Raw genomic sequence first — 15,492 nt, forward strand, 5'->3', positions numbered from 1 at the left:
GTCGAACGTCGAAAAGAGGCATTTCGGCGTGACGACCCGCGAGGGGCGGCAACAGCGTTCAGTCGAAGGAAGAGCGGAAGGCAGTGGACACTGCGCGCCCCTACGCGGCCGTCAGGACCAGACGGCCGGGCGCCCTGGGCCGCGACCGGCCCGAAGCGTCGGGATCACGCTGCGGCAGGAAGGCCGTGCGCTGCTCGCGATCACGGATCGCGGTGCGTATGCGGTGCGGCGGCACGGGCCGCACGAGGCACGCCGCCAGCAGGGCCGCGCCCATGGCGACCGCCGCGGCCAGCACGACCACTCCGGCCGCCAGCCCGGGCTCCCCGGACAGCAGCCCGAGGACCCCGCCGAGCAGCAGGAGCGCGACGAGCAGCCGGGCGACGCGGGAGCCCTCGTGGAACAGGAAGGAGGACACGCTGAACCGACGCACCTCACGGCGCCCCACACGAACCACCCCCCACCTCACCGGAACTCGCGACCGACAGCTGCTCCACACTAACGGGTCGCACTGACAACGTTCCTGAGGGTCCCCCAGACCACCAGCCGGTACCGGGAGGTGTACTCGGGCGTGCACGTCGTCAGCGTGATGTAGGACCCGGCGCCCTCATACCCGTACCCGGGACGGACCGCGCTCCGCGGCACCGGCGCGATGACCCCCACGTCGCCCGGGCTGGTCTCCGCCAAGACCTTCCCCACCACGTACGTGTACCGCCGCCCGCGCAGGTCGACGGAGACCTCGTCCCCCTCCCGCAGCCGGTTCAGGTACCGGAACGGCTCCCCGTGGGTGTTCCGGTGGCCGGCCAGCGCGAAGTTCCCCTCCGCCCCCGGCTGGGCCGTCCCCGGGTAGTGCCCGACGTACCCCTTGTCCAGCACGGCCCGCCGGTCGATCCCCTCCGCGACGGGGACGGCGAGCCCGAGCCGGGGGATGCGCAACACGCCGTACGCCTCGTCCCGCGCCGGAGCGGAAGCCACGGGTGCGGGCTTCCCGCCGCCCTTCCCCCCGCCACCGCTCGCCGCGGACGCACCCCCCACCGCGCCCCCGCCGGACCCACCACCCGAACCACCGCTCAAGCCCCCCTCGACAGCCCCCTCCCCCTGCCGGACCTCCTCCCCGGGCCGCTCACCGACCTCTTCGCCCCCGCTCCCCTCGCTCTCCCCGTCCGCCCATCCCCTCTCCAGAGCCCGCACCTGCTCCCGCGCACCGGCCGCGGCCTGCCGATTCGTCCACCACACCTGGTGCACCACCAGCAACGCCACCACCACGCCCACCGTGGTGATCACCTCGGCGCCCACCCACAGCAGCCGTGCGAGCCCGGCCCGCCCCGCCCGCCGACCGCGCCCCTGCACCACGACACGCACCCGATCCCGCACGGCCGGCACCCTAAGACTTCCCCCCTCAACTGACCAGCGGCAGTACGGTGTGAACCATGCGCCCCGACACGCCTGCAGAGCACATCGCCGAAGCCGAGCGCCTCATCCGCACGGCGACCCGCTACCCCGAGGACCAGGAGCCCCTGCTCCTCCAGGCCGCCGCCCACCTCGAACTGGGCGACGCCAGGGACCGCGCGAGCGCGCTCTACGACCGCCTGCTCTCCGCCTCCCCCGCCAACCCCCACCTGATCAAGGCCCGCCAGGCGGCGAACCTGTGGGAGTACGGCCACGAGGCCGAGGCCCGCGCCCTGATCTCCGGCATCCGCGCCGCGGCCCCGACCGACCCGGCCCCCTGGGAGGTGATCGCCGAAGCCCTCGAATCCCACGACGAGCTGGAGGCCTCCCACGAGTGCTTCACGGAGGCGGCGACCCTCCTCACCTCGGAGGACACCCCCCTCACGCAGGCCACCACCGCGCTCCTGACGGGCCGCCACCGCGTCCGCCGGCTCCTGGCCCTCCCCCACGACGACTGGGACATGGTCGCCGACACCCGCCACATCGGCCCGATCCCGCTGGACGAGCTCCACGACCCGAAGCGCATCTGGGCCCTCGGCTCCAACGACCCGGCCGAGCTCCGCGCCGAGATCGCCCGCCTGCGCGCCGAACTCGGCGACCGCCGCGCCGCCCTCTCGCGCCCCTTCCCGGTGGCCATCCTCCACTGGCCGGCCCGCGAACTGTCGGAGCTCCTGACCAGCTACCCCACCCTCACGTCGGAGTACCCCTCCCACGAGGCCCACCTCACCAAGGTCGAAGCCTCCCTCCGCGCCCTGGCCGCCTCGGGCACCACGAACCTCGGCATCGTCACGGGCAGCGTCCCCTCGTACGAGGCGTTCGCCGCCTCGGAGAAGTCCTCCCCGGCCTCCCCGTCCCTCCTGGCCGAATACGCCACCACCCTGGCGGCCCGAGGCAAAGCCACCCCCTGGCCCCCCACCCCCACCGCCCCCTGCTGGTGCACCTCGGGGAAGCCGTACACGGAATGCCACGGGGGCAACACGCCCTGATCCGGTCCCGGACGGGTCCGCCCCGGACCACCCTCCAGCCGACGGGTGGTCAGGCCGTCCCGCGCCGCGGCGAGAGGCGGACGGCGCGGCGGTCGGCGACAGCCCGAAGCACGCGTGCCGCCGCCTCCTCCACGCTCTCGTGCTCCCAGACGCGAAGCACCAACCAACCGGCCTCGGCGAAACGGGCGTCGGTGTCGACGTCCCGTCGCCGGTTGCCCTCGATCTTCGTGCGCCAGAAATCGGCGTTGTTCTTGGGCCATGTGGCGTGGACGGGGCATCCGTGCCAGAAGCAGCCGTCCACGAAGACCGCCACGCGGGCGGGACCGAAGACGATGTCCGCCTCCCGTCGTACGCCCTTCACCGGCTTGCGGTGGATCCGGTAACGGACCCCGGCCGCGTGCAGCGCCTTGCGCAGCGATACCTCCATGGAGGTGTCGTGACTCTTCTGCCTGCTCATCCGGGCCCGCACAGCGGCCGTCGTCGCGAGTTTCTCCACGGCACCATTCTGGGCCGGCCACGCGTCGCCCCTTCGGTCAGACCGACAGGGCCAGCTGGACGTGGCCGCGGGCGGTGAGGGTGGGTGGGGTGGGGCGGGGGGTGGTGAGGGTGAGGAGGGTGCGGAGGGCGTTGAGGACTTCCTCGGGGGTGTCCCGGATCATCGACGGGGTGGCGCTGACCACCAGGACGCCGTGGGCCTCCAGGCGGAGGCGGCGGCGGAGGGTGGTGTGCCAGGCGTCGCGGGTGTAGTGGTACTCCGCCGAGTCGATCTCCAGGGCCACGCCCTCGTCGGGCCAGTAGGCGTCCGGGCTGGCCAGGAAGGCGCCGTCCGGGGTGTGGAGGCGGGCGTTCCAGAGCGGGGTGGGGAGGTCCGTGGCGGTGAGGACGTCGCGGGCCTGCGCCTCGGCGATCGAGCGGACCCCGGCCAGGAGTTCCCCGGCGGCGGCCCGGACCGCCGGGCGGGACAGGAGGCGGGCGCCGCGGAGTTCGGTGTGGAGGTCGTGCGGGTGGCACCAGCCGGACTGGACGACCTGGGCCAGGACGGAGCGGACCCGGTCGGGGTCCGGGCAGCGGGCCGCGAAGTCTGCGGCGGCGCGGACCGGGCGGGCGCTGGGCACTCCGGCGACGGTCAGGGTGCCGGGCCAGCGGGAGGTCGTCACGGGGCGGACCCGCGGGGTGGCGGTGAGCCGGCGCGGGCTGCGGATCAGGACGTCGGTGGGGGTGTGCGGGGCGTCCCGGACGCCGAGGAGGGCGAGGGCGGCTCCGCCGGTGAGGGCCGCGGTGTCGCCGGTGAGGGGATCCGCGGTGGGTTCGGCGGCGTACAGGACGGCGGCCAGGGCGTGTTGGCGCCGGTCGGGCGGGCCCGTCTGGAGGAGGTAGACGCGGGGCAGGAGGCGTTGCCAGGGGCCGCCGGGGCGGGTGCGGGAAGTGATGGTGGTGTCGGGTACGCCGGCCGCGGTGAGCTGGTGACGGGTGGCGAGGTTCAGCTGGCGGCGGGCGATCGGTGCGGATGCCTTGTGGTTGATCATGGCCCCGGTATGCCCGGAGCGGGGGTGTCCAGTCGTCTCGTTCGGGTGGCTGTGGATGGCGGGTACCAGGGGCGGCCCAGGTGATCCGGGCCAGGTCCGAGGAGGCTCGGGGCTGGGCTGGGTGGCCCGCGCAGTGCTCAAGGCCTTGCCTCGGTGGGCCGGACGCTCAGGGGCGGCCCCGGTGGTTCGGGGGCCGGGAGGGTTCAGGGCCCCGGCCCCGGCCCCGGCCGCGGGGCCCGGGGGGGTCAGGGGTGGCCCGGGTGGTTTGGGGAGAGGAAGACGACCACGTTCGTTTCGGTGCCGGGGAGCGCGGGGACCTCGTGCCAGCCCAGGCGGTGGTAGGTGGCGACGGTGTCCTCGGCCAGGCGGGAGGTGAGGAGCCAGGCCCGGTGCTGCGGGGCGTCCGCGGTGATCTCGCCGAGGAGGGCCCGGCCGGTTCCGGCGCCGCGCGCGTAGGCCCGTACGGCCAGTTCGTCTATCTCCAGGGCCCCGATCAGCAGATCGCGCACCCGGTCCCGGCCGAGTTGTGCGGCGACCTGGGGATAGCCGCGGCCTTCGGGGAGGGGGGCCTGGGTCAGCCACGCCGTGGCGAAGCCGTCGACGCCGGCGGGGGACTGGGCGAAGGCGGTACGGAAGCCCGGGCGCCGCACGTCGGCCTGGAGGCGGTCGGCGAACTGGCGAATGGTTTCTGCGTCTTCGTTCCAGGGCGGGGCGGAGAAGACGTCGGCGTAGGCGTCCACGAGTTCGTCGGCCAGGTCGAGGACGGTGCGGCCGTAGGAGATCACGAGCGGCTCCGGTGGGCGGGGGGAGGCGGGAGTGGGGTGGTGGACCGAAAGTAGGCCAGGGAGGACCCGAACCCCACGGATAGGAGGAACCCGGCGTGTGCCGACAAATCGGCCGCCGGGTGGGCGTGTCGCGGGGCGGCGCCGGGCGTTGAGCAGCCGTGGACAGACTGCTGCGGGCGGTGGGACGGTGCGCGCTCGCCTTCCTGCTCGTCCTCGGGACCGTGGCGCTGCTGCCGCGCGGACTGCGGGAGGCGGTGCCCCACGCCGTGGTCGGCGGGGCGGTGCTCGCGCTCGGGGCGGTGGGGGTCCGCCGGGGTTCCAGGCGCCCGCGTTAGCCTCGTGGACGGTTCGAACCTTTCGAACGGCTCGAACGGTTCCAACGGCTCATTGCACGATATTGGCCTGTTCGCGCGTCCGTACGCGGTACGCATGACACGACGAGGAGTTCCACATGGCGCGGGTACCGAGTTCCGCGGTGGCGGCAGCCGGGCTGATCGGCGGCTACGCCGTCGCCCGCTGGACGAAGAAGCGGCCCCTGGGCGGTGTGGTGCTGGGCGCCGCCGGGATCGTCGCCGGCCGGGAGTGGCACCGCCGCGGCGGGGTCCCCGCGGCGGCCGGCCTGGGGGCGCTGTACCTGGCGGGCTTCGCGGGAGCGCACCCGCTGGCGAAGAAGGTCGGCGCGTGGCCGGCCGTCGTCGGCGCGGCGGGCGTCGTGGCGGCGACGGCGTGGGCGGTGGCCGACCGAGGCTGACCCCGGTTCCCCGAGGGCCTCCGGCGGGCTGCGGGACGCCCTCGGGGGGACGGACCGGAGTGGGGCTCGACGGTCGGTCGCGAGCCGTACAGGGAACGTCCCGCCGTCGCCCGGAGGGCGGCCCCGCGGCGTCTGGAGCGCGCGCCAGGCGCCACGGGGCAGGCGGCGGGACTCCACCGCCCCGCCCTAACCCCCCAGCGCCCGCGAGACCGAGTAGATCAGCAGGCCCGCCAAGGCGCCCACCACCGTGCCGTTGATGCGGATGAACTGGAGGTCGCGGCCGATGTGGGCCTCGATCTTGCGGGAGGTGTGTTCCGCGTCCCAGGCCGCCACCGTGTCCGTGATCAGCGAGGTGATCTCCGCGCGGTACGTGGTGACGACGTATACCAGCGCGCCCTCGATCCACCCCTCCACCTTGGCCTGCAGCCGGGCGTCCGTCGCCAGCCGGGCGCCCAGCGACATCAGGGACGAGCGGACGCGCAGGCGCAGCTCGCTGCGCTCGTCCTCCGCCGCCGAGATGATCATCGAGCGGACCGCCGTCCACACCGACGCGATCACGTCCTGGACCTCCCCCCTGGCCAGGACCTCGGACTTCAGCCGCTCCACCCGCGCCCGCGTCTCCGTGTCCGACTGGAGGTCCGCCGCGAAGTCCGCCAGGAAACGGTCCACCGCCCCGCGCGCCGGATGGCCGGGCATGTCGCGCATCTCCGTGACGAAGCGCAGCAACTCCTTGTACACCCGGTCCCCGACCTTGCGGTCGACGAAGCGCGGGGTCCAGCCGGGCGCGCCGCCCTGGACCGCGTCCACGACGGAGTCCCCGTGGGTGACGAGCCAGTCGTGGGCCTTGGCGCAGACCAGGTCGACGGCGCGGCGGTGGCCTCCGTCGGCGACGACGCGCTCCAGGGTCTTGCCGATCCCCGGTGCGATCTCGGCCGCCTCCGCCCGCCGCGTGATCGCCTCACCCACCACGGCCTGGACGTCGGCGTCGCGCAGCACGGTCAGGGCGCCGCGCAGCGCGGTGGCCGCTTCGGCCGTCACCCGGTCGGCGTGCTCGGGCTCCGCCAGCCAGGCGCCAAGCCGGCCGCCGATGCCGAGGGCGTGCAGCCGGGCCCGTACGACATCGGCGGAGAGGAAGTTCTCGCCCACGAACTCCCCCAGGGAGACCCCCAGCTGGTCCTTCTTGGTGGGGATGATCGCCGTGTGGGGGATGGGCAGCCCGAGGGGGCGGCGGAAGAGGGCCGTCACCGCGAACCAGTCCGCGAGGGCGCCGACCATGCCGGCCTCCGCCGCGGCGGCGACGTACCCGGCCCAGCCGCCCGCGCCCCAGGCCTGGCGGGCGCATGTGGCCAGGACGTAGACGACGGCGACGCCGATCAGCAGGCCCGTCGCCGTGGTCTTCATCCGGCGGACGCCGCGCCGCCGCTCCTCGTCCGCCTCGCTGAAGGCGAACGTGCCGCGGGCGGGCGGCGCCGCAGCCGGTCCCGGTTCCTTCATGTGTGCTCCTGCCTTCCCCCGATGGCCGGTTTTGTCTGCATAGCATCCGACTCCCGGGAGGGCCGTGGAGTTCCCGGCGCGCCGCTGACCACCGCCGACCGGGTCCCGCTAGAGCTCCTTGCGGAGCTCGCCGCCGACCGGCTTCCTGTCGCCCTTGAGCTCCTTCGGCGGCTTCGGCTGCTTGACCTTGACCGCCACCCCGCCCCAGAAGGCGAGGCCGTTCACGACCACCCGCGGCGCGCCCGGTTCCGGACGGTTCTCCAGGGACCTTCCCTGGTCGAAGCCCCCCATGATGCCGATGCCCCGTACGTCGACCTCGATGCCCGGCGGGACCGTGATCTCGATGCCGCCCATGATGGCCACGCACGTGATGACGACCTCGCGCGCCGCGAAGTCGGCCTCGCGCAGGTCGAGCTCCCCGCCGCCCCAGAAGGCCACGGCGTTGAACTGCGCGGGCACCGTCCAGCGCCCCTTGCGCTGGAACCCGGACATGACCGCGACCGCCGAGGACGAGCCGGCCATCCCGCCGATCCGGGACTGCCAGGAGGAGGCGGGCGCGGCGGAGTACCGGGAGACCGGGCCCGGCTCGGGGGCCGGGAGGTCCCGGGTCAGGGGTTCGAGTTCCGCGTACGTGCGGGACTTGTACGCCGCTTCCAGCCGCTCCTCGAACTCCTCCATGTCGATCCGGCCCTCGGCGACGGCGTCGCGCAGGCGCTCGACCACGCGCTCTCGGTCGGCGTCCGACGCCCGCAGGGACGGGGCCGCCGCGCCCTCGCCGGCGCTCTGCCGGGGGGCCTTCTCCAGGGATGTCTTCTCGGGCGTCGCCTGCTCCGGGCGCTCATCGCTCATGCGGGCCACACTAGGCGCGGAAGGCCCCCGGCAGAACGGCCCGGACCCCGGGGAGGACCCCGACTCCGCCCCTGATTTCCCCCTGGTCCCGGACGGGGGACCCCGGACCCCCGACGCCCGACGCCCGACCCCAGACCCCCGACAGCCGGCACCCGGCACCCGGCCCCCGGCCCCCTACGCCCTCCCCGCGTACATCCGCGCGATCACGTCCTCGATGTCCGGCTCCCGCACCGACAGGTCCAGCAGCGGGTACCGCGACGCCACCGCCGCCACCAGCGGCGCCGCCGACTCGCGGGCCGGGAAGGCCAGCCACTGCCGCTGCCCCTCCACCCGTACGACCCGTGCCCCCGCCACCTCCAGCGGCGGGAGCTCCCGCTCCAGGTCCACCACCAGCGTCCGCTCGCCGCCGTCCCCCAGCGCGTGCAGCCCGCCCAGCGCACCGTCGTACATCAGCCGGCCGTGGTCGATCACCATCACCCGCTCGCACAGCTGCTCGATGTCCTGGAGGTCGTGCGTGGTGAGCAGCACCGTCGTCCCGAGCTCCTCGTTCAGCTGCCGCAGAAAGCCCCGCACCCGCGCCTTGCTGACCACGTCCAGACCGATCGTCGGCTCGTCCAGGTACAGCACCTCCGGGTCGTGCAGCAGCGCGGCCGCGATGTCCCCGCGCATCCGCTGGCCCAGCGAGAGCTGCCGCACCGGGACGTCCAGCAAGGCGGCCAGGTCCAGGCGGTCCACGCAGCGGTCCAGGTTCTCCCGGAAGCGGGCCTCCGGGATCCGGTACATCCGGCGCATCAGCCCGTACGAGTCCTTCAGCGGGAGGTCCCACCACAGGGTGGTGCGCTGCCCGAACACCACCCCGATCCGGTGCGCGAGCCGCATCCGCTCCCGCGCGGGGTCGATGCCCGCCACGCGCAGCCGGCCGCCGCTCGGGGTGAGGATGCCGGTCAGCATCTTGATCGTGGTGGACTTCCCGGCGCCGTTGGGCCCGATGTAGCCGACGACCTCGCCCCGCGCGATCTCGAAACCGATCCCGTCCACCGCCCTGACCTGGCGTTTCTCCCGGCGCATCAGTCCCGTCCGCCGCCGTACTTCGAAGACCTTCTCGACCGCCTCGACAGAGATGAGGGCATCGGACACGACTAGCTCCCCGTGCTTCGGTACGAACGGACCCCCGCGCGCCACGCCAGCGACGCGGGCAGGAACACCGCGAAGGCCACCACCGGGCTCAGGTACGCGACCCACCCCGGCAGCCCCAGCGGATCGGGCCGCCCCAGCACGTGCAGCGCGGGCAGCCAGTTGACGAAGGCCAGCGGGACGACGAAGGTCACGCCGCGCAGCAGCTCCTTCGCGAACACCGACGGCGGGTACTGGAGCATGGTGCAGCCCCCGTACGTGAAGGAGTTCTGCACCTCGGCCGCGTCACCGGCGGCGAACTGGAAGGCCGCTCCGGCCACCAGCACCCCACCGAAGATCCCCGCGCCGGCCACCACCATGACCGGCACCAGCACCACCTTGCCCGGCGTCCACTGCACGTCCAGCACCGAGACCGCCCAGCCCAGCACCCCCAGCCCCTGCGCGATCCGGCCGAGCCGGCGCAGCGCGAACCGGTCGGCGGCGACCTGCGCGAGCAGCGGGACGGGGCGCACCAGCATGGTGTCGAGGGAGCCGTCACGGATCCGCGCGCCGACCCGCTCGGTGTTGCCGAGGAGGAGGTCCGCCAGCCCCAGGGAGGCCGAGCAGGTCCCGTAGAGCAGGGCGACCTCGGGCAGGGTGAAGCCGCCGAGCGCCTCGACGTGGGAGAACATGATGGCGATCGCGACGAAGTCGAGGACCGTGATCGCCGCGTTCCCGACGGTGGCCAGCAGGAACGAGGCCCGGTACGTCATCGTCGAGCGGATCCACATCCCGACGATCAGCCCGTACCCGCGCAGCCCCTCGCGCAACCGGCCGCCGGGGCCCGCCCCGGCCTCGTACGGCCACGCGCCCGGCGAGGCCGCACCCGTCCCGTACTCCGCCGCGTCCGCACGGTCCGCCGTCGCCTCAGCCACCCTGGACCACCACCTTCCGGGTCGCCGCCGACTGCACCAGCCGCCCCGCGCCCAGCAGGACCAGCGCCCACACGGCCTGGAAGCCCAGCGCCCGCACGGCGCCGCCGGATCCGGCGTGGGTGCCGAGCAGCACGTCCAGCGGGACCTGGAGCATCGCCGACCAGGGCAGCAGCCGCACCAACTCCCCGAAACCGCCGGGGAAGACGGTCAGCGGCAGCAGCATGCCGGAGAAGAAGACGGTCACGACGGTGGCCATCAGGTTCACGCCCCCGCCGTCCAGCAGCCAGAACGCGGCCAGCGCCAGCAGGTACCGCACCCCGAACCCGACCACCAGCCCGAGCCCGACCGACAGCAGGAACAGCAGCCAGCGCAGCGGATCGGACGGCAGCGCGAGGGTGAACGCGCACGCCCCCGCCGCCAGCGGCAGCAGCCCGCGCCCCAGCAGCTGGAAGCCCGCCCGGCCGAGGTCGGCCGCGAGCCACCAGCCCTGGAGGTCGGCCGGGCGGTACAGGTCGACGGCGATGTCACCCGTGCGGATGCGTTCCTGGAGTTCCTCCTGGAAGCCGCCGCCGATCAACGAGCCGGCCGCCAGCAGGGACTGGCTGACCCAGACGAAGGTGAGGGCCTGGGCCTGGTCGTATCCGCCGAGGTGGGGACGCTCGTCCCACAGGGCGACGTACGTGTACGCCACGATGAAGCCGAACACGGTGTTCGTGAAGACCCCGGCGGCCGTCGCCGTTCCGTAGGCCGCGTAGCGCCGGAACCCGCCCGCCGCGACGGCGAGATAGAGACGCACCGTATCCCTCCGTTTCCCACGTCGTTCCTACGTCGGCCAAAGCGCGCGAGCCTAGTGCGCGGGGGCGGGCCGCGCGACCTTTTTTCCTGCCCGACCGGAGCGGAGCCAGCGGCCGTCGGGCAGTCCCCATGAGGTACAAATGTGGTTAATTCACACGGTCACGAGGAGTCCCGGAGATGAGCGACCAGTCACCGCCCCAGGGCTGGACCCCTCGCGATCCGGACACCCCCCGGCCCGGGGGCGGCCCTCCTCCCCGCGGCAAGGACGGCGGCGGGCCCAAGGGCGGCGGCGGGCCCAAGGGCGGGAGGAACGGGCGCAAGCGCACCGGATGGCGGCGCCTCGTCCCCACCTGGCGGATGGTGCTGGGCGGGATCCTGCTGCTCCTCCTGCTGATCGGCGGCGCCCTCGTCGCCGGCTACCTGCTGGTCGACATCCCCCCGGCCAACGCCGCCGCCACCGCCCAGTCCAACGTGTTCCTCTACTCCGACGGATCCCCGCTCGCCCGCGACGGCGAGGTCAACCGCGTCAACGTCCCGCTGTCGCAGGTCCCCCGGAGCGTCCAGGAAGCCGTACTGGCCGCCGAGGACCGGGACTTCTACTCCGAACGGGCGGTGGACCCCAAGGCGATGGTCCGCGCCGCCTGGAACACCGCCACCGGCAAGGGCACGCAGTCGGGCTCCACCATCACCCAGCAGTACGTCAAGAACTACTACCTGGGCCAGGAACAGACGATCAAACGCAAGGTCAAGGAGTTCTTCATCGCGATCAAACTCGGACGCGAGAAGTCGAAGGACTACATCCTTGAGGGCTACCTGAACACCAGCTACTTCGGCCGCAACGCCTACGGCATCCAGGCCGCCGCCCAGGCCTACTACGGCAAGGACGTCAACAAGCTCACCACCTCCGAGGGCGCCTACCTGGCCACCCTCCTCAACTCCCCCAGCGCCTTCGACGTCGTCTCGCACCCCCAGAGCCGCGACCGCGCCCTCGCCCGCTGGAACTACGTGCTCGACGGCATGGTCAAGAAGAAGTGGATGACCCCCCAGGGGCGGGCCGCGGCCACCTTCCCCGAGCCGGGCAAGGTGCGCCCCGCCGCGGGACTGTCCGGCCAGCGCGGCTACCTGGTGGAGGCCGTCAAGGACTACCTCGGCGACAACGGGATCCTCGACGAGAAGACCCTCGCCGAGGGCGGCTACCGGATCACCACCACCATCGACAAACGCCGCGAGAAGGCCTTCGTCGACGCCGTCCAGAAGCAGATGGTCGACAAGCTCGACCCGGCGGGCCGCCCGGCGGACCGGGTCGTGCGGGCCGGCGGGGCCTCCATCGACCCGGCCACCGGCAAGGTCGTCGCCCTGTACGGCGGCATCGACTACACCAAGCAGTACGTCAACAACGCGACCCGGCACGACTACCAGGTGGCCTCCACCTTCAAGCCGTTCGTCTTCGCCTCCGCCGTCGAGAACGACTCGCGCACGCAGGACGGCCGGCGGATCACCCCGAACACCGTCTACAACGGCGACAACCGGCGCCGCGTGATCGGCAGCCGCATCCCCTACGCCCCCGAGAACGAGGGCCAGCAGTCGTACGGGCCGATCACCGTCAACACCGCCACCGACCTCTCCGTGAACACCGTCTTCGCCCAGATGGTCGTCGACGTCGGCACCGCGAAGGTCAAGCAGACCGCGATCGACCTCGGTATCCCCGAGGACACCCCGAACTTCGACGCCGTCCCGGCCATGGCGCTGGGCACCATGCAGGCCAGCGTGCTGGACATGGCCCAGGCCTACGCCACCCTCGCCGACCACGGCAAGCGCACCCCGTACACCCTCGTGGAGAAGGTCAGCAAGGAGGACCACGACCTGCGCCTGCCCGACCGCACCCCGCAGCAGGCCGTCTCCCGGGAGGCGGCCGACACGACCACGTCCATGCTGGCCAGCGTCGTGGACAACGGCACCGGTACGGAGGCCCTCGCGGCCGGCCACCCGGCGGCCGGCAAGACCGGCACCGCCGAGCTCGACCGGGCCGCCTGGTTCGCCGCGTACACCCCGGACCTGGTGACGGTCGTCTCGATCATGGGCCAGGACCCGGACACGGGCACCCTCCAGTCCCTGTACGGGGCCCTGGGCGAGCCCCGCCTCGGAGGCGGCGGCTATCCCGCGCGGATCTGGGCGGCGTACACGAAGAAGGCCCTGGAGGGCACCGAGCCGCAGGACTTCGACCTGGACCTCCAGCCGGGCGCGGCCCCGCCCCTGCCGCCGGTCCAGCCCAGTTCCCCGCAGCAGCCGCAGGGCAGCCGCCCGCCGTGGCTCCCGGACCAGAGCGGGCAGCCCAACCCGCCGACCCCGCCGGACGGCGGCCGCACGAACGGCGGGCAGAACCAGGGCGGCCAGAACAACGGCGGGCAGAACCAGGGGGGCCAGAACAACGGCGGCCAGACGAACGGCGGCCAGAACACGGGCGGCGAGACGAACGGCGGCCAGAACACCGGGGGCCAGACGAACGGCGGCCAGACCACCGGGGGCCAGAACAACGGCGGCCAGACCACGGGCGGCGACACCACCGGCGGCCAGAACACCGGCGGCGGCCTCACCCCGCGCCGCCGCCCGCCGTCGGTGTTCCTCGAATGACCGGGACGGCCGTCAGTGCCCGGAAGTGGCCTTCAGCCCCACCACGGCGACCAGCAGCAGACAGATGAAGAAGATCCGGGCGGCGGTGACGGGCTCCCCCAACACCGCCATGCCGAGCACCGCCGCACCGGCCGCGCCGATGCCCACCCACACGCCGTACGCCGTACCGATCGGCAGGGTCTTGGCCGCGTAGGACAGCAGCACCATGCTGGCGACGATCCCGGCACCGGTGAACACGGACGGCCACAGCCGGGTGAAGCCCTCCGTGAACTTCATGCCGATCGACCAGCCGACTTCGAGCAGACCGGCGACGAGAAGAAGAACCCAGGCCATGACGGCACCTCCGGGACGAGAGCGAACGGGGGTGCGTCGTCTTTGCGTCGAGCCGATCGGCCGATCGGCCGACCAGCAGCCCGGTACGGCGCGTCTCGTCGGGGCGGTTCCCCACCACCGTAGCAAAGGGCGCGCAAAAGGGCCGGTGACCCCGGTCACCAGCCCTTTCCCGTCCCTGAGTACCGGCTCCGTCAGAGGTACAGCCCGGTCGAGTCCTTCGACCCCTCCAGCCGCTCCGCCGCCACGGCGTGCAGGTCCCGCTCGCGCATCAGCACGTACGTCGCCCCGCGCACCTCGACCTCGGCGCGGTCCTCGGGGTCGTACAGCACGCGGTCGCCGGGCTCCACGCTCCGTACGTTCTGCCCGACCGCGACCACCTCGGCCCAGGCGAGCCGCTTGCCGACCGCGGCCGTCGCCGGGATCAGGATCCCGCCGCCCGAGCGCCGCTCGCCCTCGGGGGTGTCGGACTTCACGAGCACGCGGTCGTGGAGCATGCGGATGGGCAGCTTGTCGTGGGTGGTGTTCTCGCTCACGCCACGAACCTACCTGCCGCCGCGCGCCGCGCGCTCCCGAGGGTCGTCATCACGCGGGCCTCACCGCTTGCGGCGCAAGGAGACCACGACCAGCCCGACCACGCCGGCCGCGACCAGCGCGACGGGGGCGATCCGCTCGAAGCGCGGAGCGCCGTCCTCGTGCCTCAGGCTGTCCTTCACATCCGTGATCAGCCGGTTCACGGCCGCGACGGCGCGCCCGGCGGTGTGGTCGACCGTCGAGGCGACCCTGGCCTTCGCGTCCCCGATGATCGTCTGCGGATGCATGCGCACGCCGATCTCGTCGAGCGTCTCGGCGAGCTGCTCGCGGCGGCGGACGATGTCCGCCTCGATCTGTGCGGGGGTCCTGGCTTCCGGCACCGCGCTGCCTCCGTCGTCGTGTCGTCGTGTGGGGCGTGGTCCCCCATGAACAGGCTGTCAGCTTAGTCTCGTGGCGTACCGCTGCCTTCACGAGGAGACTGTCGACATGAGCGAGCGACTCCAGCCGGGCGACACCGCCCCCGCCTTCACCCTGCCCGACGCGGACGGCAACGAGGTCTCGCTCGCCGACCACAAGGGGCGCAAGGTCATCGTCTACTTCTACCCGGCGGCCCTGACCCCCGGCTGCACCAAGCAGGCCTGCGACTTCACGGACAACCTGGACGTCCTGGCCGCGGCCGGCTACGACGTCATCGGCGTCTCCCCGGACAAGCCGGAGAAGCTCGCGAAGTTCCGCGAGCAGGAGCACCTGAAGGTCACCCTGGTCGGCGACCCGCAGAAGGAGGTCCTGGCGGCGTACGGGGCCTTCGGCGAGAAGAAGCTGTACGGCAAGACGGTGACCGGCGTCATCCGCTCCACGGTGGTCGTGGACGAGGAGGGCAAGGTCGAACACGCCTTCTACAACGTCAAGGCGACGGGTCACGTAGCGAAGATCATCAAGGACCTGGGCATCTGACCCCGCCCCGCCTCCACGGAACGGCCCGCACCTCCCGGCGCGGGCCGTTCCGCGCGTCGGACGCAACGACCGGGCGCCGGTGGCACGCGGGTCGCCGCGACAACCGGTGCGAGAACCTCCGCTGCCTGCGCCCCACTTGCCACTCCCCCGCCGGCACGTGGCGTCGAAAGCGGCGCCGGGACCCTGTCGCCCTTCAGGCACCCGCCGCCGTAGACTGAGCGGAGCCACTCAAGGGCAATGTCCGAATTGCTCAAACTGTCGCGGTTGTGGTGGAATTGGCAGTCACGCTGGGTTTAGGTCCCAGTGGGGTAAAACCCGTGGGGGTTCGAGTCCCCCCAACCGCACGCACGCCGAAGGCCCCGT

General features: G+C 73.1%; 18 protein-coding genes, 1 tRNA gene and 1 riboswitch. Of the genes, 6 read left to right on the forward strand and 13 right to left on the reverse strand.

The features are described 5' to 3' along the window. Window positions 1-100: 100 nt before the first annotated feature. Window positions 101-415, reverse strand: coding sequence for a DUF6412 domain-containing protein (locus WDV06_RS08600; RefSeq protein ID WP_395509040.1), 315 nt, complete (start codon window positions 413-415; stop codon window positions 101-103). Between the two features lie 80 nt (window positions 416-495). Beyond that, window positions 496-1,380, reverse strand: a complete 885-nt coding sequence (locus WDV06_RS08605; protein WP_463668209.1) for a class E sortase — start codon at window positions 1,378-1,380, stop codon at window positions 496-498. Between the two features lie 47 nt (window positions 1,381-1,427). On the opposite strand from WDV06_RS08605, the gene WDV06_RS08610 reads away from it, so the two are divergent. Further along, window positions 1,428-2,432 carry a tetratricopeptide repeat protein gene (locus tag WDV06_RS08610; protein ID WP_395509042.1) on the forward strand — a complete coding sequence of 335 codons (1,005 nt, stop codon included), beginning with the start codon at window positions 1,428-1,430 and terminating at the stop codon, window positions 2,430-2,432. 49 nt (window positions 2,433-2,481) lie between these two features. Here the strand turns inward: WDV06_RS08610 and WDV06_RS08615 are convergent, their stop codons facing one another. The 3 genes from WDV06_RS08615 to WDV06_RS08625 form a co-directional block, all read right to left on the reverse strand. Further along, window positions 2,482-2,928, reverse strand: coding sequence for a very short patch repair endonuclease (locus tag WDV06_RS08615; protein WP_395509043.1), 447 nt, complete (start codon window positions 2,926-2,928; stop codon window positions 2,482-2,484). Window positions 2,929-2,965: 37 nt separating this feature from the next. Further along, window positions 2,966-3,958 carry a hypothetical protein gene (locus WDV06_RS08620; RefSeq protein ID WP_395509044.1) on the reverse strand — a complete coding sequence of 331 codons (993 nt, stop codon included), beginning with the start codon at window positions 3,956-3,958 and terminating at the stop codon, window positions 2,966-2,968. A gap of 245 nt (window positions 3,959-4,203) precedes the next feature. Further along, the gene (locus WDV06_RS08625; RefSeq protein ID WP_395509045.1) at window positions 4,204-4,743 is read right to left on the reverse strand and encodes an N-acetyltransferase; all 540 of its coding nucleotides are present in this window, start codon (window positions 4,741-4,743) and stop codon (window positions 4,204-4,206) included. A gap of 158 nt (window positions 4,744-4,901) precedes the next feature. Here WDV06_RS08625 and WDV06_RS08630 point away from each other — a divergent pair, with 158 nt between their 5' ends. Next, the gene (locus WDV06_RS08630; protein ID WP_395509046.1) at window positions 4,902-5,078 is read left to right on the forward strand and encodes a hypothetical protein; all 177 of its coding nucleotides are present in this window, start codon (window positions 4,902-4,904) and stop codon (window positions 5,076-5,078) included. A gap of 116 nt (window positions 5,079-5,194) precedes the next feature. Beyond that, window positions 5,195-5,494, forward strand: coding sequence for a hypothetical protein (locus tag WDV06_RS08635; protein WP_395509047.1), 300 nt, complete (start codon window positions 5,195-5,197; stop codon window positions 5,492-5,494). 186 nt (window positions 5,495-5,680) lie between these two features. On the opposite strand, the gene WDV06_RS08640 is transcribed toward WDV06_RS08635, so the two are convergent. The 5 genes from WDV06_RS08640 to WDV06_RS08660 form a co-directional block, all read right to left on the reverse strand. Continuing rightward, on the reverse strand, window positions 5,681-6,988 hold the full coding sequence (locus tag WDV06_RS08640) for a DUF445 domain-containing protein (protein ID WP_395509048.1): 1,308 nt from the start codon (window positions 6,986-6,988) through the stop codon (window positions 5,681-5,683). Window positions 6,989-7,096: 108 nt separating this feature from the next. After that, on the reverse strand, window positions 7,097-7,837 hold the full coding sequence (locus WDV06_RS08645) for a DUF1707 SHOCT-like domain-containing protein (RefSeq protein WP_395509049.1): 741 nt from the start codon (window positions 7,835-7,837) through the stop codon (window positions 7,097-7,099). Between the two features lie 174 nt (window positions 7,838-8,011). Continuing rightward, entirely contained in the window at window positions 8,012-8,974 is a 963-nt protein-coding gene (locus WDV06_RS08650) for an ABC transporter ATP-binding protein (protein WP_395509050.1), read from the reverse strand. A 2-nt stretch (window positions 8,975-8,976) separates the two neighbouring features. Further along, window positions 8,977-9,741 (reverse strand): ABC transporter permease, encoded by a 765-nt coding sequence (locus tag WDV06_RS08655; RefSeq protein ID WP_395509084.1) that lies wholly within the window; start codon window positions 9,739-9,741, stop codon window positions 8,977-8,979. Between the two features lie 136 nt (window positions 9,742-9,877). Continuing rightward, on the reverse strand, window positions 9,878-10,681 hold the full coding sequence (locus WDV06_RS08660) for an ABC transporter permease (RefSeq protein ID WP_395509051.1): 804 nt from the start codon (window positions 10,679-10,681) through the stop codon (window positions 9,878-9,880). A gap of 176 nt (window positions 10,682-10,857) precedes the next feature. Here WDV06_RS08660 and WDV06_RS08665 point away from each other — a divergent pair, with 176 nt between their 5' ends. Further along, window positions 10,858-13,311: a transglycosylase domain-containing protein gene (locus WDV06_RS08665; protein WP_395509052.1), complete on the forward strand. Its 2,454-nt coding sequence runs from the start codon at window positions 10,858-10,860 to the stop codon at window positions 13,309-13,311. A gap of 12 nt (window positions 13,312-13,323) precedes the next feature. Here the strand turns inward: WDV06_RS08665 and WDV06_RS08670 are convergent, their stop codons facing one another. From WDV06_RS08670 to WDV06_RS08680, 3 genes are all read right to left on the reverse strand, one after another. Beyond that, complete coding sequence (locus WDV06_RS08670; protein ID WP_030158619.1) at window positions 13,324-13,644, reverse strand: DMT family transporter; 321 nt, start codon at window positions 13,642-13,644, stop codon at window positions 13,324-13,326. A 30-nt stretch (window positions 13,645-13,674) separates the two neighbouring features. Further along, a riboswitch (guanidine-III (ykkC-III) riboswitch) is annotated at window positions 13,675-13,765 on the reverse strand. Between the two features lie 70 nt (window positions 13,766-13,835). Next, window positions 13,836-14,177, reverse strand: a complete 342-nt coding sequence (locus WDV06_RS08675; RefSeq protein ID WP_079427293.1) for a GroES family chaperonin — start codon at window positions 14,175-14,177, stop codon at window positions 13,836-13,838. Between the two features lie 60 nt (window positions 14,178-14,237). After that, the gene (locus tag WDV06_RS08680) at window positions 14,238-14,555 is read right to left on the reverse strand and encodes a DUF3618 domain-containing protein (protein WP_395509053.1); all 318 of its coding nucleotides are present in this window, start codon (window positions 14,553-14,555) and stop codon (window positions 14,238-14,240) included. A 106-nt stretch (window positions 14,556-14,661) separates the two neighbouring features. Here WDV06_RS08680 and bcp point away from each other — a divergent pair, with 106 nt between their 5' ends. After that, entirely contained in the window at window positions 14,662-15,129 is a 468-nt protein-coding gene (gene bcp, locus WDV06_RS08685) for a thioredoxin-dependent thiol peroxidase (protein WP_395509054.1), read from the forward strand. Window positions 15,130-15,389: 260 nt separating this feature from the next. Next, window positions 15,390-15,473: transfer RNA gene (locus tag WDV06_RS08690), tRNA-Leu, on the forward strand. The last annotated feature ends 19 nt before the right edge of the window (window positions 15,474-15,492 follow it).

The organism is Streptomyces racemochromogenes (genome assembly GCF_044129415.1).
Taxonomy (GTDB): Bacteria; Actinomycetota; Actinomycetes; order Streptomycetales; family Streptomycetaceae; genus Streptomyces; species Streptomyces racemochromogenes_A.